The sequence below is a fragment of the Achromobacter sp. 1L-A-4-B-C2 genome, from assembly GCF_057291955.1.
In genome coordinates, this window is the sequence record NZ_JBXAWP010000001.1 from 1,062,241 (window position 1) to 1,083,829 (window position 21,589).

18 protein-coding genes are annotated in these 21,589 nt (G+C 65.2%); 13 read left to right on the forward strand and 5 right to left on the reverse strand.

The genetic code is table 11. The features are described 5' to 3' along the window. The first annotated feature begins 31 nt into the window (after window positions 1-31). From AC0Z35_RS04850 to AC0Z35_RS04860, 3 genes are all read left to right on the forward strand, one after another. Window positions 32-1,228, forward strand: a complete 1,197-nt coding sequence (locus AC0Z35_RS04850) for an efflux RND transporter periplasmic adaptor subunit (RefSeq protein WP_046803312.1) — start codon at window positions 32-34, stop codon at window positions 1,226-1,228. Window positions 1,229-1,254: 26 nt separating this feature from the next. After that, window positions 1,255-4,470, forward strand: a complete 3,216-nt coding sequence (locus AC0Z35_RS04855) for an efflux RND transporter permease subunit (protein WP_319307795.1) — start codon at window positions 1,255-1,257, stop codon at window positions 4,468-4,470. 72 nt (window positions 4,471-4,542) lie between these two features. Then, a complete protein-coding gene (locus AC0Z35_RS04860; RefSeq protein ID WP_046803310.1) occupies window positions 4,543-6,021 on the forward strand; it encodes an efflux transporter outer membrane subunit in 1,479 nt (492 codons plus the stop codon). A gap of 191 nt (window positions 6,022-6,212) precedes the next feature. Here the strand turns inward: AC0Z35_RS04860 and AC0Z35_RS04865 are convergent, their stop codons facing one another. Beyond that, window positions 6,213-6,770: a hypothetical protein gene (locus AC0Z35_RS04865; RefSeq protein WP_485131205.1), complete on the reverse strand. Its 558-nt coding sequence runs from the start codon at window positions 6,768-6,770 to the stop codon at window positions 6,213-6,215. Beyond that, window positions 6,770-7,705, reverse strand: a complete 936-nt coding sequence (locus AC0Z35_RS04870; RefSeq protein ID WP_485131204.1) for a LysR family transcriptional regulator — start codon at window positions 7,703-7,705, stop codon at window positions 6,770-6,772. The genes AC0Z35_RS04865 and AC0Z35_RS04870 overlap by 1 nt, the downstream gene beginning before the upstream one ends. A gap of 182 nt (window positions 7,706-7,887) precedes the next feature. On the opposite strand from AC0Z35_RS04870, the gene gtdA reads away from it, so the two are divergent. The 8 genes from gtdA (at window position 7,888) to AC0Z35_RS04910 (ending at window position 15,776) form a co-directional block, all read left to right on the forward strand. After that, entirely contained in the window at window positions 7,888-8,952 is a 1,065-nt protein-coding gene (gtdA, locus tag AC0Z35_RS04875; RefSeq protein ID WP_485131203.1) for a gentisate 1,2-dioxygenase, read from the forward strand. Between the two features lie 150 nt (window positions 8,953-9,102). Then, window positions 9,103-9,801, forward strand: coding sequence for a fumarylacetoacetate hydrolase family protein (locus tag AC0Z35_RS04880; RefSeq protein ID WP_219991262.1), 699 nt, complete (start codon window positions 9,103-9,105; stop codon window positions 9,799-9,801). Between the two features lie 12 nt (window positions 9,802-9,813). After that, window positions 9,814-10,452 carry a maleylacetoacetate isomerase gene (maiA, locus tag AC0Z35_RS04885; protein ID WP_485131202.1) on the forward strand — a complete coding sequence of 213 codons (639 nt, stop codon included), beginning with the start codon at window positions 9,814-9,816 and terminating at the stop codon, window positions 10,450-10,452. Beyond that, entirely contained in the window at window positions 10,449-10,838 is a 390-nt protein-coding gene (locus AC0Z35_RS04890) for a chorismate mutase (protein WP_485131201.1), read from the forward strand. Before maiA ends, AC0Z35_RS04890 begins: the two co-directional genes overlap by 4 nt. Continuing rightward, window positions 10,831-11,838, forward strand: a complete 1,008-nt coding sequence (locus tag AC0Z35_RS04895) for a Bug family tripartite tricarboxylate transporter substrate binding protein (RefSeq protein WP_485131200.1) — start codon at window positions 10,831-10,833, stop codon at window positions 11,836-11,838. Before AC0Z35_RS04890 ends, AC0Z35_RS04895 begins: the two co-directional genes overlap by 8 nt. Before the next feature lie 129 nt (window positions 11,839-11,967). Then, a complete protein-coding gene (locus AC0Z35_RS04900) occupies window positions 11,968-13,320 on the forward strand; it encodes an FAD-dependent oxidoreductase (protein WP_485131199.1) in 1,353 nt (450 codons plus the stop codon). Between the two features lie 16 nt (window positions 13,321-13,336). Beyond that, entirely contained in the window at window positions 13,337-14,551 is a 1,215-nt protein-coding gene (locus AC0Z35_RS04905; protein WP_485131198.1) for a 3-hydroxybenzoate 6-monooxygenase, read from the forward strand. A gap of 49 nt (window positions 14,552-14,600) precedes the next feature. Then, window positions 14,601-15,776 carry an ABC transporter substrate-binding protein gene (locus AC0Z35_RS04910; protein ID WP_485131197.1) on the forward strand — a complete coding sequence of 392 codons (1,176 nt, stop codon included), beginning with the start codon at window positions 14,601-14,603 and terminating at the stop codon, window positions 15,774-15,776. A 158-nt stretch (window positions 15,777-15,934) separates the two neighbouring features. Here AC0Z35_RS04910 and AC0Z35_RS04915 read toward each other — a convergent pair whose 3' ends face one another. Further along, window positions 15,935-16,951, reverse strand: a complete 1,017-nt coding sequence (locus tag AC0Z35_RS04915) for a Bug family tripartite tricarboxylate transporter substrate binding protein (RefSeq protein ID WP_104141720.1) — start codon at window positions 16,949-16,951, stop codon at window positions 15,935-15,937. A 214-nt stretch (window positions 16,952-17,165) separates the two neighbouring features. Between AC0Z35_RS04915 and AC0Z35_RS04920 the strand changes: the two genes are divergently transcribed. Continuing rightward, on the forward strand, window positions 17,166-17,645 hold the full coding sequence (locus tag AC0Z35_RS04920) for a hypothetical protein (RefSeq protein WP_485131196.1): 480 nt from the start codon (window positions 17,166-17,168) through the stop codon (window positions 17,643-17,645). A 30-nt stretch (window positions 17,646-17,675) separates the two neighbouring features. Next, window positions 17,676-18,086 carry a hypothetical protein gene (locus AC0Z35_RS04925; RefSeq protein ID WP_485131195.1) on the forward strand — a complete coding sequence of 137 codons (411 nt, stop codon included), beginning with the start codon at window positions 17,676-17,678 and terminating at the stop codon, window positions 18,084-18,086. Window positions 18,087-18,183: 97 nt separating this feature from the next. On the opposite strand, the gene AC0Z35_RS04930 is transcribed toward AC0Z35_RS04925, so the two are convergent. After that, entirely contained in the window at window positions 18,184-18,600 is a 417-nt protein-coding gene (locus AC0Z35_RS04930; protein WP_104141717.1) for a VOC family protein, read from the reverse strand. A 238-nt stretch (window positions 18,601-18,838) separates the two neighbouring features. After that, a complete protein-coding gene (locus tag AC0Z35_RS04935; protein ID WP_485131194.1) occupies window positions 18,839-21,568 on the reverse strand; it encodes a hypothetical protein in 2,730 nt (909 codons plus the stop codon). Window positions 21,569-21,589: the final 21 nt, after the last annotated feature.

The window sequence follows — 21,589 nt, forward strand, 5'->3', positions numbered from 1 at the left end:
CTTTCGCACCTAAATCTTTCAAGGAAACATCATGGTTTCGCGTAAACGTATTGCTGTGCTCGTTGTATTTGCCGCCGTGCTGGCGGCCGGTGGCGGCTATGCCCTGACCCGTGGCCCCGGTGGCGGCAACGTCGCCGTGGCCCAGGGCGCGCCCGCCGCGACCCCGGTCGAAGTAGCCGAAGTCGTCAACAAGACCATCGTGGACTGGCAGCGTTATTCCGGCCGCCTGGAAGCCATCGACCGCGTCGACATTCGCCCGCTGGTGTCCGGCACGCTGACGCAAGTGCACTTCCAGGACGGCAGCATCGTCAAGAAGGGCGACGTGCTGTTCACCATTGACCCGCGCCCCTACGCGGCCGAGGTTGACCGCGCCGCCGCCGCCCTGACCGCCGCCAAGGCCCGCGCGTCGTACACCGCCACCGAACTGGCGCGAGGCCAGCGCCTGCTGGCCGACAACGCCATCGCACGCCGCGACTTCGAGGAAAAGCAGAACGCCGCACGCGAAGCCGCCGCCAACCTGCAAGGCGCGCAGGCCGCGCTGGACTACGCCAAGCTGAACCTGGGCTACACCCGCATCGAAGCCCCCGTGGCCGGCCGCGTGTCGCGCGCCGAAGTCACCGTGGGCAACGTGGTGGCCGCCGGCGCCGCGTCCGTGCCGCTGACCACGCTGGTGTCGGTGTCGAAGATGTACGCATCGTTCGACGTGGACGAACAAACGTTCCTGAAGTACGTGAACCCGGCGCGCAACGGCAAGGCCGGCTCGGTGCCGGTTGAACTGGGCCTGGCGAACGAAGAAGGCTATTCGCGCACTGGCGTCGTGCAGTCGGTGGACAACCGCCTGGACGCCACCTCGGGCACGATCCGCGTGCGCGCCGAATTCGACAACGCCGACGGCTCGCTGTTGCCCGGCCTGTACGCCCGCGTCCGCCTGGGCGGCAGCGACCCGCGTTCGGCCGTGCTGATCGACGAAAAAGCCATCGGCACCGACCAGGACAAGCGCTACGTGCTGGTGCTGGACGACAAGAACCACGCCGTCTACCGCCAGATCAAGCTGGGCGCCAACCAGGAAGGCCTGCGCGTCGTGGATTCCGGCCTGAAGCCCGGTGAACGCATCGTCGTCAACGGCCTGCAACGCATCCGTCCCGGCGACGCCGTGACCCCCACCGTCGTGCCCATGGTTGCCGCCAAGCGCGCACCGGTGCAGACCGCCGCGGCCCAGGTCCAGTAAGGCCCGCGCGTCTACAGAGAACGCTCATGAATATCTCAAAGTTCTTCATCGACCGGCCGATCTTTGCCGGTGTGCTGTCCATCCTGGTGTTGCTGGCCGGCCTGTTGGCCATGTTCCAGCTGCCCATTTCCGAATACCCGGAAGTCGTGCCGCCGTCGGTGGTGGTGCGCGCGCAGTATCCGGGCGCCAACCCCAAGGTCATCGCCGAGACCGTCGCGTCGCCGCTGGAAGAATCCATCAACGGCGTCGAGGACATGCTGTACATGCAGTCGCAGGCCAACAGCGACGGCAACCTGACGCTGACGGTCAACTTCAAGCTGGGCGTGGACCCGGACAAGGCGCAGCAGCTGGTGCAGAACCGTGTGTCGCAAGCGCTGCCGCGCCTGCCGCCGGACGTGCAGCGCCTGGGCGTGACCACCGCGAAAAGCTCGCCGACGCTGACGCTGGTGGTGCACCTGATTTCGCCTAACGACCGCTACGACATCACCTACCTGCGCAACTACGCCATCCTGAACGTCAAGGACCGCCTGGCCCGCATCACGGGCGTGGGCGAAGTCACGGTGTGGGGCTCGGGCAACTACTCGATGCGCGTGTGGCTGGACCCCCAGAAAGTCGCGCAGCGGGGCATGACGGCGTCGGAAGTCGTTGCCGCCATTCGCGAACAAAACGTGCAGGTTGCCGCCGGCGTGATCGGCGCATCGCCCACGCAGGGCGACGTGCCCTTGCAGCTGAACGTGAACGCGCGTGGCCGTCTGCAAAGCGAAGAAGAGTTCCGCGACATCATCCTGAAGACCTCGTCCGACGGCGCCGTGACGCACTTGTCCGACGTCGCCCGCGTGGAGCTGGACGCGCAGGAATACGGCCTGCGTTCGCTGCTGGACAACAAGCAGGCGGTGGGCATGGGCATCATGCAATCGCCGGGCGCGAACGCGCTGGACGTGTCGTCCAAGGTGCGCGCCGCCATGGCCGAGCTGTCGCAAGACTTCCCGCCGGGCGTGGAATACCGCATCGAATACGACCCCACGCAGTTCGTGCGTTCCAGTATCGAAGCCGTGGTGCACACGCTGCTGGAAGCCATTGCGCTGGTCGTGCTGGTGGTGATCCTGTTCCTGCAAACGTGGCGCGCATCGATCATCCCGCTGCTGGCCGTGCCGGTCTCCATCGTGGGTACGTTCGCGCTGCTGCTGGTGTTCGGCTATTCCATCAACGCCTTGTCGCTGTTCGGGATGGTGCTTGCCATCGGGATTGTGGTGGACGATGCGATCGTGGTGGTGGAAAACGTGGAACGCAACATCGCGGCGGGCTTGAGTCCACGCGACGCCACCTACCGCGCCATGCGCGAAGTCAGCGGCCCCATCATCGCCATCGCGTTGACGCTGTGCGCCGTGTTCGTGCCCCTGGCGTTCATGACGGGCCTGACCGGCCAGTTCTACAAGCAGTTCGCCATGACGATTGCCATCTCGACGGTGATCTCGGCCTTTAACTCGCTGACCCTGTCGCCCGCGCTGTCGGCCCTGCTGCTCAAAAGCCATCACGACAAGCAGGACTGGCTGACCCGTGGCATGAACCGCGTCTTCGGCCGCTTCTTCAACTGGTTCAACAACATGTTCGGCCGCGCGTCCGAGTCCTATGGCACGGGCGTGTCCAGCGTGATCCGCCGCAAGGCCGGCGCGATGGGCGTGTACGCCGTGCTGGTGGCGGCCACGATCGGCGTGTCGTACCTGGTGCCCGGCGGCTTCGTGCCCGCGCAGGACAAGCAGTACCTGATCGGCTTCACGCAGTTGCCCAACGGCGCATCGCTGGACCGCACGGAAGCGGTGATCCGCCGCATGAGCGACATCGCCTTGAAGGAACCCGGCGTGCAATCGGCCATCGCGTTCCCGGGCTTGTCGATCAACGGCTTTACCAACAGTTCCAGCGCCGGCATCGTGTTCGTCACGCTCAAGCCGTTTGACGAGCGCAAGGGTGCCGAGCTGTCGGGCAACGCCATTGCCGCCTCGCTGAACCAGAAGTTTGCCGCCATCCAGGATTCGTTCATCGCCGTGTTCCCGCCCCCGCCCGTGATGGGCCTGGGCACGCTGGGCGGCTTCAAGCTGCAACTGGAAGACCGCGCGGCGCTCGGCTATGCCGAGCTGGACAAGGCCAAGCAGGCCTTCCTGGCAAAGGCGCGTCAAACGCCTGAACTGGGCCCTGCGTTCTCCAGCTACGAAATCAACGTGCCGCAGCTGGACGTGGACCTGGACCGTGTGAAGGCCAAGCAGCTGGGTGTGCCGGTGACGGAAGTGTTCGACACCATGCAGATCTACCTGGGTTCGATGTACGTCAACGACTTCAACCGTTTCGGCCGCGTGTTCCAGGTGCGGGCGCAAGCCGACGCCCAGTTCCGCGCGCATGCCGACGACATCCTGCAACTGAAGACCCGCAACGCCGCGGGCGACATGGTGCCGCTGTCTTCGCTGGTGACGGTGAACCAGACGTTCGGCCCCGAAATGGTGGTGCGATACAACGGCTACACCGCCGCCGACATCAACGGCGGCCCGGCGCCGGGGTTTTCGTCGGACCAGGCGCAAGCCGCCGCCGAACGCGTGGCCGCCGAAACGCTGCCGCGTGGCGTGAAGTTCGAATGGACCGACCTGACGTATCAGCAGATCCTGGCGGGCAATGCCGGCTTGTGGGTGTTCCCGATCAGTGTGCTGCTGGTGTTCCTGGTGCTGGCCGCGCTGTATGAAAGCCTGACCCTGCCGCTGGCCGTGATCCTGATCGTGCCGATGAGCATCCTGGCTGCGCTGACCGGCGTGTACCTGACGGGCAACGACAACAACATTTTCACGCAGATCGGCTTGATGGTGCTGGTGGGGCTGTCCGCGAAGAACGCGATCCTGATCGTGGAATTCGCCCGCGAGCTTGAAATGAGCGGCCGCACGCCGCTGGAAGCCGCCATCGAAGCCAGCCGCCTGCGTCTGCGTCCGATCCTGATGACGTCCATCGCCTTCATCATGGGTGTGGTGCCGCTGGTGATGTCGTCGGGCGCCGGTTCCGAAATGCGTCATGCGATGGGCGTGGCGGTGTTCTTCGGGATGTTGGGCGTGACCTTGTTCGGCCTGTTCCTGACGCCGGTGTTCTACGTGCTGCTGCGTTCGCTGGGTGGCAAGCCGCTGCACTCGGCGTCCCAGCATGAAGCGCCGGAGTGCGCGCCGCACATCGACCCGCATGCGCCGCCCGCCCCGCAGACTCACGCATAAAGCAGGCAGACCCACAGAGAAGCCAGCGCGCCCTGCCCCAGCGGGCGGGGCGCGCGACAAAGAGAATTCATCATGATCCAAAGACTGACCCGCGGTTCCGCCCTGCTTGCCGTCCTGCTTGTGCTGGCCGGCTGCGCGGTGGGCCCCACCTACGAAAAGCCGTCCGCCGCCGCGCCGGCGGCGTTCAAGGAAGCCGCCCTGCCCGCGTCCGAGGCCGGCACCTGGAAGCCCGCCGAACCGTCCGAAGACGCGTTGCGCGGCGCCTGGTGGAAGGTATTCGGCGACGACGGCCTGAATCAATTGCAGGAAGAAGCGCAGCAGGCCAACCAGAACCTGCAAGCGGCCGCTGCGCGCCTGGCGCAGTCGCGCGCGCTGCAACGCGAAGCCCGCGCCGGCTTCTTCCCGACGCTGGACGCGGCCTTTGGCCCCAACCGCCAGCGCCCGTCCGCCGTGTCGCAAGGCTTGCCCGATGGCACGTCGACCAGCCCCGTGACGACGTGGCGTGCGCAAGGCGCGGTGTCGTACGAGGCCGACCTGTTCGGTCGCGTGGCATCCACCGCCGACGCCGCCACGGCCGACGCGCAGCAAAGCGAGGCGCTGTACCGCTCGGTGCTGCTGGCCTTGCAGGCTGACGTGGCCACCACGTATTTCCTGGTGCGCGAACAGGACGCCGAATCTCAGCTGTATCGCCAGACCGTCAAGCTGCGTACCGACACGCTGCAACTGATCCAGCGCCGCTACGACGCGGGCGACATCAGCGAACTGGACCTGGCACGCGCCAAGGCCGAGCTGGCATCCGCGCAATCGGAAGCGCTGGGCATCGACCGCCGCCGCGCCGCCGCCGAACATGCGCTGGCCGTGTTGCTGGGCCGCGCACCGTCCGACTTCACGATGCCGCCGCAGCCCATCCAGAAGGTGGCGCTGTCGATTCCCGCCGGCCTGCCGTCCACGCTGCTGGAACGCCGCCCGGACATCGCCGCCGCCGAACGCGCCATGGCCGCCGCCAATGCCCGCGTGGGCGCGGCCAAGTCCGCGTTCTTCCCGCGCCTGGACATCACCGGTGCCTTTGGCTATGAATCGTCCGACCTGGGCAACCTGTTCCAGTGGTCCAGCCGCACGTTCCTGTTGGGGCCGCTGGTGGGCGCCGCGTTGTCGATGCCGATCTTTGACGGCGGCCGCCGCCAGGCCGGCCTGGACCGCGCCCGCGCCGTCTACGAAGAAGACGTGGCCGTGTATCGCCAAACGGTGCTGAACGCCTTCCGCGAGGTTGAAGACAACCTGGCCAACCTGCGCATCCTGGCCGACCAGACCAAGGCGCAGGACGCCGCCGTCGACGCCTCGGCGCGCGCCGCCAAGCTGTCGCACACGCAGTACCGCGAAGGCTCGATCAGCTATCTGGACGTGATCGAAGCCGACCGCAGCGTGCTGCTGCAACAACGCGTTGCCGTGCAACTTAGCGGTGAACAGGCGCGGTCGGCAGTGGAACTGATCCGTGCCATCGGCGGCGGCTGGGACAACCCGGTGCCGGCGGACACGGTCGCATCGCGCTAAGGCGCCAAGGCGCTAGGTCGCTAAGCCGGCAAGCCGACAAGGCGGGGATGCCCGCCGCGCCAGGCCCGGGCGCGGGGCGCAGGGCGCCTAGTGCCAGGCGCCTGGCGCAGAGCGCCTGGTGCCAAGCGCCTGGTATCCGTTGCCTGGATGCCCATGCATAAGCCATCACGGTGCCCGTCACCGATGATGGCTTATTTGTTTTGGCCGTGGCCGCCCGCCACCACGCGCAGCGCCACGCGATATCCCGCGAACACGTAGAACGCGGCGCTGTTCACCACCAGCCACGCGCCCAAGCCGCCCAGCAGCGCCACCACCGGCCCCACGGCGCGCACGCCGCCCAGCGCCCAGGCGGCAAGGCCCATCGCGCCAATTGCGATCAGCGCCAGCACCAGCCGCCTGATCAGCACCAGGCCCGCGCACTTGCCGGCCATCACCATCACCACGCCAATCGCCAACGCCAGCGCCGTACCCGCGCAAACCGCCACCAGCGCAAACGCGGCCAGCGCCGCGCCCGCGGATCGCAGCAGCAGGCTCAGCACTTCGATCCCGACGCCCAGCCCGCCCGTCATCACCAACACCGACAACACCAGCGGCGACCACATGCCGGGCGGCACGCGGCGCGCGTCCATGTCGGCCACAAAGCGATGCATGGCCGTCGATGCGGCCGGGTCGCCGGAGCCCGCCAGCGCGGCCTCCACCTTGCGGCACTGCACGATCAACGCTGTCAGCCCCGCGCCCGGCGCTGTCATCAAGGCCTCGTCACACCGGGTGCGTGTTCGGCCACCGTGTTGCGCAGCGCCGCCATTGCCTCTTGCACGGCCATCGGGCGGAACGCGTCTTCGCGCCAGTACATCGCCACCGAACCAAAGCCCGACAAGCGCACGGGGATGATGCGCATCGCGCGCATCTGCGAAAAGCGCAGCGCCGCGCGATGCGAGGCCACGCTGATCATGTCGCTGTTGTTGATCAGCGTGAGGTTGATGGTGACCGAGTTCGATTCCACGTGATCGGCGGGCGGCGCCTGGCCGGCGGCCGCCAGCGCCGCGTCCACCGCATTGCGGATCGGCGTGCCCTTGGGCCAGAGAATCCAGCGGTACGACAGCAGGTCCGGCCAGCTCGGTTGTTCAATGGCAAACAGCGGATGGCGCGGGCGCGCCACCAGGTGGATGGGCTCCAGGTACAAGGCTTCAAAGCGAATGGCCGGGTCGTGGTGTTCAGGCGCCGAGCGGCCCACCACGATATCCAGATCCCCTTGCGCCAGCTGCGCCAGCAGGCGGTCGGTAGTGCCTTCGACCAGTTTCACGCGCGCTTGCGGCATGCGTTCCAACAGCTTCATCACGGCCAGCGGCACGGTGTCGGAAGCGGACGCGCCAGATGCCCCGATCACCACCCGGCCCCCGCCGCCTTCGCGCAGCGCGGCCATGTCGGCGCCCGCGCGATCCAGTTGCGCTTCCAGCCGCTGCGCATGCGCAATCAGCACGTCGCCATGCGGCGTGGGCCGCAGCCCGCGCGCGTGGCGCTCGAACAGCGGCAGGCCGATGTCGTCTTCCAGGTCTTTCAGCCACTTCGACAGCCCGGGCTGCGTCGTGTTCAGCATGGCCGCCGAATGGCTGATGTTGCGGGTCTGCGCCAGACTTAACAGCATCTTCAGGTTGCGCAGCCGCAGGCGATGGGTCCAGTCCATGCAGGCCTTCGTGCGTGGGAGGTTGTCTCGTATGTATATATTTATTCGTATGGATAATAAGATAATTTCATTTCAAAACACATAGCTGCGTACGCATAATCGTCTTCGAATCTGGACCAGCCGCGAACCACGTGGCGGCCACCTGTAGAAGCCGGCTTCAGCCGGACATACCGGAGACAAACATGCCCGACGGCCACACCCCCGGCGCACACCCCAGCGCCGACCGTGCGCAGTACTACGCGCGCATCGCCAAGAAACACATGGCTCCGCTGTGGGAGTCCCTGCATAACCTGGTGCCCCGCCAGCCCTCGCCGCGCTGCGTACCCGCCCTGTGGAAATACGACGATGTGCGCGACGACGTCATGGCGTCCGGCTCCTTGATTAGCGCCGAAGAAGCCGTGCGGCGCGTGCTGATCCTGGAAAACCCCGGCCTGCCCGGGCAAGCCAGCATCACGCAAAGCCTGTACGCCGGGCTGCAACTGATCTTGCCGGGTGAAGTGGCGCCCAGCCACCGCCACACGCAGTCGGCACTGCGTTTCATCGTGGAAGGGCGCGGCGCCTACACCGCCGTCAACGGCGAACGCACCACCATGCACCCGGGCGACTTCATCATCACGCCGTCCTGGACCTGGCACGACCACGGCAATGCCGACACCATTGAAGGCGGCGAACCGGTCGTCTGGCTGGACGGCCTGGACATTCCGCTGCTGCGCTTTCTGGATGCGGGCTTTGCCGAAAACTATCCGCAGGCCGCGCAGCCCGTGACGCGTCCCGAAGGCGACAGCATGGCGCGCTTCGGGCACAACATGGCGCCGGTGCGCCACCCAGCCACCGGCGGCACATCGCCCATCTTCAACTACCCCTACGAACGCAGCCGCGAGGCGCTGGACGCGCTGTATCGCCATGGCGAGCTTGACCCTTGGGACGGCGTGAAGCTGCGCTACCTGAACCCGGCCACGGGCGGCTACCCCATGCCGACGATGGCCACGTTCATGCAGCTGCTGCCGGCGGGCTTCCAGGGCAAGGCGTATCGCAGCACCGATTCCACCGTGTACAGCGTGGTGGAAGGCCGGGGCATCGCGCGTATCGGCGACGAAGAATTCCACTTCGGTCCGCGAGACGTGTTCGTCGCGCCGTCGTGGATGCCGGTGCAGTTGGCCGCGCTGGATGACGCCACGCTGTTCAGCTATTCCGACCGCCCGGTGCAGGACGCGCTGGGCGTGTGGCGCGAAGAACGCATCGGCTGATCCCGGGCGCGCGGTGCCAGCGCGGTGCCAGCGCGGTGATTGCGCAGTGGGGTTTGAACCCTGCGCCTTGCGCTTTGCATTTCCGTTGCATCCCCTTTGCGTTTCCCTTTTCCCTTTTTTCTTTCCCCTTCCGTCTTTCCAGGGTGATTCATGCCTTTCGTGTTTGCTCCCCCCGCGCCCGTTGCCGTGCCCATCGCCGGCAGCCAGGACACGTTTCCCGTACGCCGCGTCTACTGCGTCGGCCGCAACTACGCCGCCCATGCGCGCGAGATGGGCTTTGACCCCGACCGCGAACCGCCCTTCTTCTTCTGCAAGCCCGCCGACGCCGTCGTGCCGGTTGCAGAGGGCCAGACGCTGAGCCTGCCCTACCCCCCCGAAACCGCCAACCTGCATTACGAAATCGAACTCGTCGCGGCCATTGGCCAAGGCGGCGCCGACATTGCCGTGGACGACGCGCACAAACATGTCTGGGGCTACGCCGTGGGCCTGGACATGACGCGCCGCGACCTGCAAATGAAAATGCGCGAAGCCGGCCGCCCCTGGGAATTGGGCAAGGCATTCGACCGCAGCGCGCCCATCGGCCCGCTGCATCCGGCGGCATCGAGCAGCGGCATCGAACAGGCCGGCATCTGGCTACAGGTCAACGGCACCGACAAGCAACGCAGCGACATCGGCAAGCTGATTTGGTCTGTGGCCGAGACCGTGGCCTACCTGTCCCGCTACTTCCGGCTGGAGCCGGGCGACCTGATCTACACCGGCACACCCGAAGGCGTCGGCCCCGTCGTGCGCGGCGACCAGATGCTGGGCGGCGTGGATGGGCTGGGCACACTCAGCGTAAAGATGGTCTGACCAGGAGGCCACATGCAACTGCACAGCTTTTTCAATAGCTCTACGTCGTACCGCGTGCGCATCGCGCTGGCGCTCAAGGGCCTGCCCTACGACCACGTGCCCGTGAACCTGCGCAAGCAGGAACAGCGCGCGCCCGACTACGTTGCGCAGAACCCGTCGGCCGGCGTGCCGCTGCTGACCGATGGCGACGTCCAGCTGTCGCAGTCGCTTGCCATCATCGACTACCTGGACGCCACGCATCCCACGCCGCGCCTGATCCCCACCGATACCCTGGCGCGCGCCCGCGTGCTGGAACTGGCGGCTGCCATCTCGTGCGATATCCATCCCGTCAACAACATGCGCATCCTGCGCTACCTGCAAGACGTGCTGGGCGCAACCGACGCGCAAAAGAACGACTGGTATCACCACTGGATCAAGGAAGGGCTGGGCGCGGTCGAGCAATTGCTGGCACGCCATGGCCAGGGTGCGTATTGCTTTGGTGACGCGCCCACGCTGGCGGATTGCTGCCTGGTGCCGCAAGTGGCCAATGCGCAGCGGATGGGCTGCGACCTGTCGCCGTATGCCCGCATCCTGCGCGTTTACGACCACTGCAACGCGCAACCCGCCTTCCAGCAAGCCGCGCCCGCGCGCCAACCCGACTACACGCAATGACCAAGCCCATGCAAGAGCCCGACACCCAAGGCGCGCCCCTGCGCGAATACACCGACCCCGCCTACCAGCCGCTGTGCGCCACGCTGGCCGATGTGCGCGCCAACATCGATCGCCTGGACGACGAGATCGTCCGCTTGATCGCCGAGCGCGCGATGTACGTGAAAGATGCCGCGCGCTTCAAGCGCGACACCTTCCAGGTCAGCGCACCCGCGCGTCAGGCGCAGGTCTTTGACAAGGCGCGCGCGCTGGCCACGCGCCACAACCGCGGCTTTGCCAACCTGGAACAGGTGGTGGACGCAACGTATCGCGCAATGGTCGCCGCCTTCATCGCCAACGAACAAACCTATTTCAACACCATGAAAAACGTGGGAGACACGCATGACTAAGTTGTTGCCCCAACGCCTGACGCGCGCATTGGGCCGGGGCCTGATGGGTCTGTTGGCCCTGTCCGCCGCCGCGCCGCTGACGTCCGCCCAGGCAGCCGATGCCTGGCCCGCCCAACCGCTCAAGGCCATCGTGCCCTTTGGGCCCGGGTCCAGCCCGGACCAGGTGGCGCGCATTGTCGGCGAGAAGGCCGGCGCCATCCTGGGGCAAACCATCGTCATTGAAAACAAGCCCGGCGCCAGCGGCAACATCGGCACCTTCGCCATCGCCAACGCCAAGCCCGACGGGTACACCTTCGGCGTGTCCATCACCGGCCCGCTGGTGAACAACACCTTGTTGTTCGACAAGCTGCCCTATGCGCCCGCCACCGATTTGTCGCCGCTGACGCTGGCCGTGCATCAGCCCAACGTGCTGGTGGTGCCCGCGTCCGCCGGCATCGCCAACGTGGGGCAGCTGCTGGAGGCGTTGAAGAAGAATCCGGACAAGTACAACTTCCCGTCGCCGGGCGCCGGCACGGTGTCGCACCTGGCCGTTGAACTGCTGCTGCAACAGATCGGTGCGCGCGCCACGCACGTGCCCTATCCGTCGTCGCCCGCCGCGTTGACGTCTCTGTTGTCGGGCGACACGCAGTTTGCCGCGCTGCCGCCCATTGCCGTCATGCCGATGGTGAAAGACGGCCGCTTGAAGGCGCTGGCGGTGACGTCGTCCAAGCGTTCTGCCTTGCTGCCCGACATTCCGACTTTGGCGGAAGTGGGCGTGCCGGGCATTGAGGGGTCGGCATGGATTGGCTTCGTGGTGTCGTCCAAGGTGCCGGCCGACATTCAGAAAAAGCTGTCGGATGCGTTGATCCAGGCCATACGCGACCCGGAAGTCGCCAAGCGGCTGCAAGCGCAATTCATGGACCCGGTGGGCAGCACTCCCGCTGAGTTTCGCGCCTACATGGACGACGAACTCAAGCGCTGGGAACCGCTGATCAAGAAGCTGGGCATCAAGGGCCAGTAAGCGGTAATTCGTGGCGCAACGCAGGGTGGCGCACAGCATGGTGGCGCAACGCAGGGTGGCGCAACGCAGGGTGGCGCAACGCAGGGTGGCGCAACGCGCCGCGCAGCAATACAAGCAAGGAGATTTTCGATGGTCATTACCGAACCCGCCCGCCAGGTCCCGCTGTATGGCGAATTTGATGTTGTGGTGCTAGGCGGCGGCCCCGCCGGCGTGCTGGCCGCCGCCAGCGCTGCCCGCAACGGCGCGCGCGTGCTGCTGGTGGAACGCTACGGCTTCCTGGGCGGCATGGGCACCGCCGCCGGCGTATCCAACTTCTGCGGCCTGCACGCCAACATCCACGGCGACATCCGCCAGGTAGTGCACGGCATGACCGACGAATTGTTGGACCGCATGCGCGCGATGGACGGATTGAATGATCCGCACCTGATCCTGGGCAAGATCCACGCCCAGGCCTACGACATATCCGCCTTCAAGTGCGCGGCGGACGGCATGGTGCAAGACAGCGGCGCGCAGATCTTGTTCCACGCCCTGGCCACGGGGCTGACACGCGACGAACGCGGCCGCGTCGACGCCCTGTTCCTGGAAACCAAGTCCGGCCGCTGCGCGGTACGCGCCAAGGTCTTCATCGACTGTTCCGGCGATGCCGACATCGCGCAATGGGGCGGCCTGCCCTTTGAAAAAGGCGACGCCCACGGCCACATGCTTTACCCCACGCTGATGTTCAAGGTGGGCAACGTGGACAGCGCGCGGGCGCAGGAAGCGTGGAAGACGATACCCCTGCTGATGGACGAAGCCGCCGCCAGCGGCGAGTTCACCTTCCCCCGGCGCGGCGCCATCGTCCGCCCGCAAAAGCACGACTACGAATGGCGCGTCAACGTCACGCAGCTGGCCAATGCCGATGGCAGCGCGGCCGACGGCACCGACGCGGGCTCGCTGTCGGCAGGCGAGCTGGAAGGCCGCCGCCAGATCATGCAGTACCTTGCCTTTCTACGCGCCAAGGTCCCGGGCTTTGAACAGGCTTACGTGCTGGACATCGCGCCACAGCTGGGCATCCGCGAAACGCGTCGCATCGTCGGCGAAGCCGTGCTGACGCAGGAACACGTACTGGGCTGCGCCGACTTCGAAGACAGCATCGGCGTGAACGGCTGGCCCCTGGAAATGCACACGGCGGGCGACGTCAAATGGGTGTGGCCGCCCATCCCAGAATCGCGCGGCTACAACCAGCTGCCGTTTCGCATGATGGTGCCCAAGCGCGGGCCCGGCGTGGCCGACAACGTGCTGGTGGCGGGCCGCTGCGCGTCAATGACGCACGAGGGCCAGTCGGCCGCGCGCGTCAGCGGCAGTTGCTTCGTCATGGGCGAAGCCGCGGGCACGGCGGCGGCAATGGCGCTGCGCGACGGCATCGCGCCGGGCAACGTTTCCATCGCGGCGCTGCAAGCGCAACTGAAACACCAAGGCGCCTTCCTGGGCGGCCAGGATTGATCCCGCGGGAGCCAACATGAACGCATCTTCACTTTCTGCCAAGCCGACGCGATCCGTGATCGTGGTGGGCGGCGGCATCGGCGGCCTGGCCGCCGCGCTGGCGCTGACGCGGCAAGGCATCGCCGTACAACTGCTGGAACAGGCCGCGCACATTGGCGAAATCGGCGCGGGCATACAGCTGGGGCCCAACGCGTTCGCGGCGCTGGACGCGCTGGGCGTGGGCGAGACCGCACGGGCACGCGCCGTCTTCACCGACCACATCATCATGATGGACGCCGTCGACGCCAAAGAAGTCGTGCGCATCGACACGGGCGACGCCTTTCGTGCGCGCTTCGGCGGGCCATATGCCGTGATCCATCGCGCCGACATTCACCTGTCCATTCTTGAAGCCGTGCAGCAAAACCCGCTGATCCGGTTTCGTACGTCGACGCAAATCGCCGCAATGTCGCAAGACGCGCAAGGCGTGGAAGTGGTGGACACAAACGGCAACCGTTATCGCGCCGACGCGCTGGTGGGCGCGGACGGCGTGAAGTCCGTCATCCGCGCGCAGACGGTGGGCGACCCGGTGCGCGTCACGGGCCACGTCGTCTACCGCGCCGTCGTCGAACGCGAGAACATGCCAGACGAACTACGCATCAACGCGCCCGTGCTGTGGGCCGGGCCGCACTGCCACCTGGTCCACTACCCCTTGCGCGGCGGGCAGCAATACAACCTGGTCGTGACGTTTCACAGCCGCGAACAAGAGGAATGGGGCGTGCGCGAAGGCAGCAAGCAAGAGGTGCTGTCGTACTTCAAAGGCATTCACCCGCGTCCACACCAGATGCTGGATCGGCCCACGTCCTGGAAGCGCTGGGCCACCGCCGACCGCGAACCGGTCGCGCATTGGGGCCAGGGCCGCGTCACCTTGTTGGGCGACGCGGCGCATCCCATGACGCAATACATGGCGCAAGGTGCCTGCATGGCGCTGGAAGACGCGGTCACGCTGGGGGTCGCGGTGCAACAGTGCGGCGACGATCTGGACGCCGCGTTCCGCCTGTACGAATCGGTGCGCATTCCGCGCAGCGCGCGTGTCGTGTGGTCCACGCGCGAGATGGGCAGGCTGTATCACGCGCGCGGTGTGGAACGCACCGTGCGCAACACGCTGTGGACGGGCCGCAGCCAGTCGCAGTTCTATGACGCGTTGCAGTGGCTGTATGGCTGGAAGGTGGAAGGCTGCCTGGCGTCCACTTAGGGCATATCAATACAAAGCAAAAACACCGCAGCACCACTGGGAGACAACCATGACAAGCCACATCCTACGGGGCGCCGCCGCCCTGGCGTTAACGCTGACGGCATGCGCCGCCGGCGCGCAAGGCAAGCCGCTGGACATCGGTTTCATCGGCACCTTGTCCACCCCCGCCGGCTACATCGGCGAAGACGAGCGCGACGCCTTCATGCTGGCCGTGAAGGAAGGCGGCGGCAAACTGGGCGGCGTGCCCGTCAACGTGCGCGTGGAAGACGACGCGCTAAAGCCGGCCAACGCCAAGCAGACCGCCGACAAGATGGTGCAGGACGGCGTGCGCCTGTTCACGGGCGTCAACTTCTCGAACGTGATGGCGGCCGTTGGCCCCACGGTGCTGAACGCGGGCGGCTTCTATGTCAGCTTGAACGCGGGGCCGTCAAACTACGCGGGCAAAGCCTGCAACCAGAACTATTTCGCGGTCGCATTCCAGAACGATTCCTACGCCGACACGGCCGGCATCGCCGCCAACGAACTGGGCGTGAAGCGCGTCGTCGTCATGGCGCCCAACTATCAAGCCGGGCGTGACGCGGTCGCCGGTTTCAAGCGCGCGTACAAGGGCGAGATTGCGGAAGAGATCTACACCAAGCTGGACCAGTCGGACTTTTCGGTAGAGCTGGCGCGCATCCGCTCGTTGAATCCCGACGCGATTTTTCAGTTTCACCCGGGCGGTGCGGGCATCAACCTGACCAAGCAATTCGCCAACTCGGGGCTGTCGGACAAGATCAAAATGATTACGCCGATCTACTCGATGGACGACCGCATGCTGGCCGCGACGGGCACGGCCAGCAAGGGTTTTTATCTGAGTTCGCTATGGAGCGCCGACTTGGACAACGCGCAGAACAAGCACTTTGTGCAGGCGTTCACCAAGGCCTACAACCGCCCGCCCACTGCGTATGCAGCACAGGCGTACGACACCGCCAACCTGATCGCCTCGGCCCTGAAAGCCGTGAATGGCGACATCAGCGGTCGCCCGGACGATTTTCGCAATGCGCTACGCAAGGCGGACTTCCCCAGCGTGCGCGGCAAGTTCAAGTTCGGACCGAATCAACATCCGGTTCAGGACTGGTATCTGCTGCACATCGAGCCTGGCAGCGACGGCAAGCTGGTCTACAAAAACCTGAAGGTGCTGGCGCGCGACCACACCGATGTGCACGCGGCGGATTGCAAGATGTAGGCGGGGGAAGTTGGGGTGCGGAAACGGGATCGGCCGGGAACGGGTAGACCGGCGATAGGGGCGGCGTAGATGAGCACGCCGTAGATCCGTACGCCATAAATGAAAGGGGGCAGCTCACGCTGCCCCCAAAACTGCTGTCGCGTTGAATCAACGACCCATCAATTCAAGCTCGCGCCAGAAATCTTCACGATTTCCTGGTACTTCGACTTCTCGCTCTTCACGAAGTCAGCAAAGGCTTCCGGCGTCATCGGCGCAGCTTCCGAACCCATCGTCAACAGGCGTTGCTTCACATCCGGCTGCTGCATCGCATCGGCATACGCCTTGTTCAGCTTGGCCACCACCGGCGCGGGCGTGCCACCCGTCGTGAACACGCCAAACCACGTGCCCAGATCAAAGCCCTTCACGCCCGACTCTTCAACCGTCGGCACATCCGCCAGCAACGAGGAACGCTTGGCCGTCGTCACCGCCAGCGCCTTCACCTTGCCGTCCTTGATCAACGGCGCCGACGCCGCCAGATTGTCGAACATGAAATCCGACTGACCCGACAACAGCGCCAACTGCGCGGGCGCCGCGCCCTGGTAAGGAATGTGTTCGACGTTGATGCCGGCACGCGCCTTCAGCAGCTCGCCCGACAGATGGCCCGCGCTGCCGTTGCCGCCCGAACCGTAGTTCAGCTTGCCCGGATTCTTCTTGGCGTAGTCGATCAGGTCGGCCAGGGTCTTGATCTTGTTCTTGTCGGCGAACTCAACGTTCATCACCAACACGTTCGGCACCGACGCCACGATCGTCACCGGCGCAAAATCCTTGACCGGGTCGTAGGGCAGGTTCGCGAACAACCACGGGTTGATCGCATGCGTGGCCACCGCGCCCATCACCAGCGTGTAGCCATCTGCCGGCGCCTTGGCCACCAGGTCGGCGCCAATGTTGCCACCCGCACCCGAGCGGTTTTCCACGATCACGGGCTGACCCAGCGAACCGCGCACCTTCTCGGCCAACATGCGGGCCATGGTGTCCAGCGGACCGCCAGGCGGGTAAGGCACAACAAAGCGAATCGGCTTCGTCGGGAAATCGGTCGCCTGCGCCAGCGCGGGCGCACCAAACGGCAAGGTAGCGGCCAGCGCCACGGCGCCCTGCAACAAGGCACGGCGGACCGCGCTACGGGGGGTATTCGTCATGATGTTTTTCTCCTCACTCTAGATCTATGGCGGTCAGTAGCATACCGCAGGGAGGAGATTGGCGTAACAAAGAGATACCGGGCGGGGATGCCCTAGTTTGGTCAACCTTGGGCGGGGAGTTCGTGTTTTCTTTTGACCACGCGCGTCATAAACAAAGCGTTTAAACAAAGCGTCAGACTGCAATATCATCGATACCCCATCCGAGGAAACCGACATGACATCGCAGCCACAACGCTTCCTGGATCACCTCGCCGCTCGTGGCTGGACGGTGCTGCGGACCACGCCCACCTCGACGCCAGCGGCCGCGCCGCGCGACGCGCACGGCTATGGCGCTTTCCTGGCGACATTCACCGAATTGCACAACGCGGACCAGACACGCTGGTTCCTGAGCGCAGCCGACCATGACGGCACGGCGGACAGCGCCTTTCCCTGGCACACCCTGCGCGATATCAGCCTGGAGGCCGCACTGGACGACGCCGGCCGGCAGGCGGTCCTGGACTTCTGGCAACAGCACACGCCGATCTACATGAGCGTTGCCGGCGCGTACGAATTCCTGGCCATAGAACGCGACTCGGGCCGCATCGTGCACGGCATCGAACCGGAATTCGAGGACACGCGCGACGTTGCCCCGAATCTCGCGGCTTTGTTCGAAGACATGATTGCGGGCCGCGCCATGGCGGCGCTACTGGCGTAACGCCGTATGCAACCGCCTGCGCAGCCCCCTATGCCGCCCGATCTGAAGGCGTATACCCACGACGATATTCCTGCTCAGGAAACTTGGTTGGACTGTGCAACCGCAGACGGTGGCCGGCTGCGCGTGGCGTTGCTTGCGGCCGGTCCGCAGGCGGCGGCGCCGTTGCTGGCGCGAGCCTGCTCGACTGCCCAAGTTTTGGCCGCGCACCGCAACGCGGCGCTGCATTTCCTCTGGCGCGCGGGGCGCGACGGCGGCGAGCCCGACGATCCCCCGGCGGCGTTCCTTGAACACTTCGTCCCATCGGACTTGGTCGTCTCGACCGACGGCGGCTACGTGCTGCACCTGGCGGCGCGCGACGCGACCTGGTTCATGGATGGCTATTGGCCGTCCGTGCAGTTTGCCGCAGACGACGTGCCCATCGCCTGGGTCTGCGAATCCTGACCGAGGCCGTCGCTTTCCGCCGACGTCTTCCGACCCATTGCCGTCCTTGGCGGCGCCTACTTTGGCCGGCAGTTCAGTTGCCGCGCCAGATCAGCTTTCACTCTAACCACTGCGGATTCCAGACAATTTCCCAGAGATGTCCGTCGGGGTCCTGAAAGTACCCCGAGTACCCCCCCCAGAACGTTTCATGCGGTGGCTTGACAATCGTTGCCCCTGCCGCACCGGCCTGAGCCATGACAGTGTCCACTTCGACTTTTGATGAGACATTGTGACCCAGCGTCATCTGGGTCGGATTGAACGGCACTGTCGTCAATCCTGTGTCATGAGAAATGCTGCTCTGCGGCCAAAGCGCCAAGCGCACGCCGGACTGCAAATCCAAAAACGCAACGGCGCCGTGCTCGAATTCCCTGCCTACAATGCCGTCGCTGGAAAGGCCTAACCCATCCCGGTAGAAGCTCAACGACACGTCAAGATCTTTAACGCCCAGGGTGATAACGGTAACTCGTGGCTTCATGTTCGTGCCTCCGTTTGAATAGCGAGTTTATCGCGGCGGTTTCTGGGTGATGAGGGAAGTCGTCAACGAGGGACGCCTTTCGACCCGAAGCAGCCGTTTGGCAGCGGTGTGCCTAAACCGGCCATTCGCCCAGCGCGAAGCCGTCAGGAAGAAATGCGAAGGGCGGCGGACCTGGCCTAAGACTCCGCGAAAGCCGCGATCGGCGTCAGAGCCTACCTCGGGACGCACGGATCAGCAGCTATTCGAAACTCTGCTCGCCTTCCCGATCGCGCTTGCTCTCATGTTCGATCCAGCGTTCGAGTTCGGGCAGCATGTCAGTGACCCATTGCCGAACCTCGCCTCCTGCATTGTCACCCAGCGTTGTGATAGCCGCGTGACGCCGAACCAAGATATCGGCGAGCGAGCCGCTACAGCTGCGCGGATGCAGCCGCGACCGGATATCACCGAGGAACGCCCGCTTGTCTGGCGCGTGGCCCAATATTTCCAGGAAGAGCGTGGAGACACCATTCTCCTCTTCGCCCTGCTGCCGCTTGAACATGGGGATGCTTTCCCCGAGCAGCGGATAGCGCCGATCCGGATCGATACTCGCCCACAGAACAAGGGTCTCGGCGCCGACATCTTCCTCCGGCGTGCCAGACCCGAAGTCCCCCTCAAACAGCCTCCGATTGCTCGGCCCGAGTTCGGGGAGCAGGAGTTCGTCGAGTGCGATCAGGGGATGGGTCTCGAAGATCGCCTTGAGGACATAACCAAGATCGTACGACGAGAGATAGGCGGTCTCCAGTCCGGCCCGAACGCGAGCGCAGATTTCCCGCAATGTCGCCTCTCCATCAGGTCCGGCGCAGCAGACCCGAATAACGGTATGCAGCCCAAAATCGCGTAGCGACTGCGTCTTTCCGAAGTCAGCGCGCAGTAGCAGTTCACGGCCAACAGCGATCAAGGATGGCGCGCGTTGACGGCCTTCTTCCTGATCGCGGTAGAAGTGCATGTGCAATATATCGAGCGCGATCTCGACGCCGTCGGCTAGATTGCCGATGTCGGTGAGCAGCGGGCCAAGCGCGTCGGGTGGAGACTCCCCGACACTGCCATTGGCGATGCTTTGAAAATTCCGCGCCGAAAGGACGCCACGTTCGATCGCACGCCGAAGCCGCGCTATGCCTTGGGCATCGATAGCAACACGCGCCTGAAGATACGGCAGACTCGCGGCGAGATCGGGATTCTGGATCACATCCTCTAGCGTAGCGTTGGCAAAGGCCGAATCCTTGGCGTGCGCGTCATGGATAAACCCGCCCAGCACCGTCGCATTCCGGCTGTCCGCCTCGGCGGCGGAGAAGAGGTCCAGCAGTTCCCGCCACATTGCACCAAGATCGGCGGCACCATCCGACAGGCCAATGCCGCATTCATAGGCGCGCTGCGGATTTTGTTCGACTAGCAGTTCGGCGATGAAGACAGCGCGCGTCTCCGGGTCGTGCGCGAGTGCGGTGCCGATCTCTTTCGCCAGCTGGGAGGCGCGTTCATAGGGTTTTATGACGTCGCCGTCATCCGCATCGCCATCAGCCACATCCCAACCGAAACTGCTGCGCCCAAGTACGACCGCACGGGCCCGATGGAGAAGATCGGTGGGTTTCAGGCGTTCGATGAGCGCTACGAGACGGGCGCGCACCTCATCCGGCATCGCGTCGCCCTCGAAGCGCAGCGCTGTGCGGAAGCCGATCCACCCCTCGATCCAAGGTCGCTCGGAAGAAAAGTGGGTCGCTGCCCGTTCGAGCGCATCATGGCAGGCGCCGATGCGCCAAAGCCCTCTTACGCTGTGGGCAAGGTGGTCTCTTGCGTTCTTGATCATTGGCGAGAGCTCCACCGCCAGGTCGACCGCGCCGTTGTACCAGGCCCAGATGTCACCATAGGTCGGCGGGTGCCAGCCATAGTCCCGTGACCGGGCGCCGAAGTCGAAGTCGCTGGATGAACTGAAATGGTGCGCCTTCAGCAGCGCATCGAGGGCGACGCCGACACAGCGCACCAAAGCCGGATCCCCCGATTTTGCGAACCGGCGAACGAGCGCTCGCCGCTGATCTGGCAGAGCTTTGGTGCCGGACAGGTGTAGGTGAAAGAGCTCGGCGAACATGTCCGATGCTGAGTTGTGGCGGTGGTGGGGCGATTCAGCGGAAAGGAACCGCGCAAGCAAGGTTGCCGCGCGGTCAAACAGCGGCGGATCGTAAGCGAGGAGCTTGATCAACCGCATCCATTGCCACCGGTTGTTCGACTGCGGATCAAGTATCTCGCCGCCATTTGGGCCAGCAATATCTCGCTCGATCCTCACGAGTACGGCTTCGGGCTCGACCGGGGCGATGTTGGCGATGATCTGACGGCCGTCTTCTCCCAATGCCGCAAGATCGCCGAGTGGCCCGTCGGCACGGAGCCAGCGCTCGACCGCGGCCCGCGCCTCGGCGCTGTCGTGCAGATAGCCGAGGCGGCGCGAAAGGGACTTCTGCATCCGCGTTGTAAGCGACGCACAGAAGCGATCGAAATCGGCTGGCGGTATGCGTTCAAGGGCGAACCCGGCGAGCGGGTTGGCGATCGCATGCGGCAGGATAGCGCGCCACCGTCCCCGCAGCTGCGCGATCCGCCGCTGTCGAAGCGCGTTCAGCGCCGCATATATCGCCGCCACTGGAACACCGCGAATAGCGGCGACCCGCGCAAGTTCACCTCCTTCCGAAGTGTCCTCGCCATCAATCGAATAGAGCAGGGCAAGGTCTTCGGCAGCGGAAAGCAGATCCCGGTCAGGCTCGTTGCGCTGATGAAAAATCCGCTCGAAGAGGTCGCGGCTCTTGAGCTTTCCCAGGGTTTCGCCTTTTCCGAGCGTGTCGGCGAGAGCGCGCGCCACGCGGAAGTTTCCGTCGCTGAACTCCGATATGGTTCGCCGGTCGACCTGCGTCACATTGGGGAAGGTCTTTTCCAGCCACTGCTCCACCATTTCGGGCGATGCTGATTGCAG

Excerpts from the sequence above, each read along its gene's own strand:
- maiA (WP_485131202.1), top strand. The coding sequence starts at position 9,814 with ATGCAACTGCACAGCTTTTTCAATAGCTCTACGTCGTACCGCGTGCGC.
- AC0Z35_RS04900 (WP_485131199.1), top strand. The coding sequence starts at position 11,968 with ATGGTCATTACCGAACCCGCCCGCCAGGTCCCGCTGTATGGCGAATTT.
- AC0Z35_RS04925 (WP_485131195.1), top strand. The coding sequence starts at position 17,676 with ATGCCGCCCGATCTGAAGGCGTATACCCACGACGATATTCCTGCTCAG.
- AC0Z35_RS04935 (WP_485131194.1), bottom strand. The coding sequence starts at position 21,568 with ATGGTGGAGCAGTGGCTGGAAAAGACCTTCCCCAATGTGACGCAGGTC.
- AC0Z35_RS04850 (WP_046803312.1), top strand. The coding sequence starts at position 32 with ATGGTTTCGCGTAAACGTATTGCTGTGCTCGTTGTATTTGCCGCCGTG.
- AC0Z35_RS04910 (WP_485131197.1), top strand. The coding sequence starts at position 14,601 with ATGACAAGCCACATCCTACGGGGCGCCGCCGCCCTGGCGTTAACGCTG.
- gtdA (WP_485131203.1), top strand. The coding sequence starts at position 7,888 with ATGCCCGACGGCCACACCCCCGGCGCACACCCCAGCGCCGACCGTGCG.
- AC0Z35_RS04860 (WP_046803310.1), top strand. The coding sequence starts at position 4,543 with ATGATCCAAAGACTGACCCGCGGTTCCGCCCTGCTTGCCGTCCTGCTT.
- AC0Z35_RS04930 (WP_104141717.1), bottom strand. The coding sequence starts at position 18,600 with ATGAAGCCACGAGTTACCGTTATCACCCTGGGCGTTAAAGATCTTGAC.
- AC0Z35_RS04920 (WP_485131196.1), top strand. The coding sequence starts at position 17,166 with ATGACATCGCAGCCACAACGCTTCCTGGATCACCTCGCCGCTCGTGGC.
- AC0Z35_RS04895 (WP_485131200.1), top strand. The coding sequence starts at position 10,831 with ATGACTAAGTTGTTGCCCCAACGCCTGACGCGCGCATTGGGCCGGGGC.
- AC0Z35_RS04915 (WP_104141720.1), bottom strand. The coding sequence starts at position 16,951 with ATGACGAATACCCCCCGTAGCGCGGTCCGCCGTGCCTTGTTGCAGGGC.
- AC0Z35_RS04855 (WP_319307795.1), top strand. The coding sequence starts at position 1,255 with ATGAATATCTCAAAGTTCTTCATCGACCGGCCGATCTTTGCCGGTGTG.
- AC0Z35_RS04865 (WP_485131205.1), bottom strand. The coding sequence starts at position 6,770 with ATGACAGCGCCGGGCGCGGGGCTGACAGCGTTGATCGTGCAGTGCCGC.
- AC0Z35_RS04880 (WP_219991262.1), top strand. The coding sequence starts at position 9,103 with ATGCCTTTCGTGTTTGCTCCCCCCGCGCCCGTTGCCGTGCCCATCGCC.
- AC0Z35_RS04870 (WP_485131204.1), bottom strand. The coding sequence starts at position 7,705 with ATGGACTGGACCCATCGCCTGCGGCTGCGCAACCTGAAGATGCTGTTA.
- AC0Z35_RS04905 (WP_485131198.1), top strand. The coding sequence starts at position 13,337 with ATGAACGCATCTTCACTTTCTGCCAAGCCGACGCGATCCGTGATCGTG.
- AC0Z35_RS04890 (WP_485131201.1), top strand. The coding sequence starts at position 10,449 with ATGACCAAGCCCATGCAAGAGCCCGACACCCAAGGCGCGCCCCTGCGC.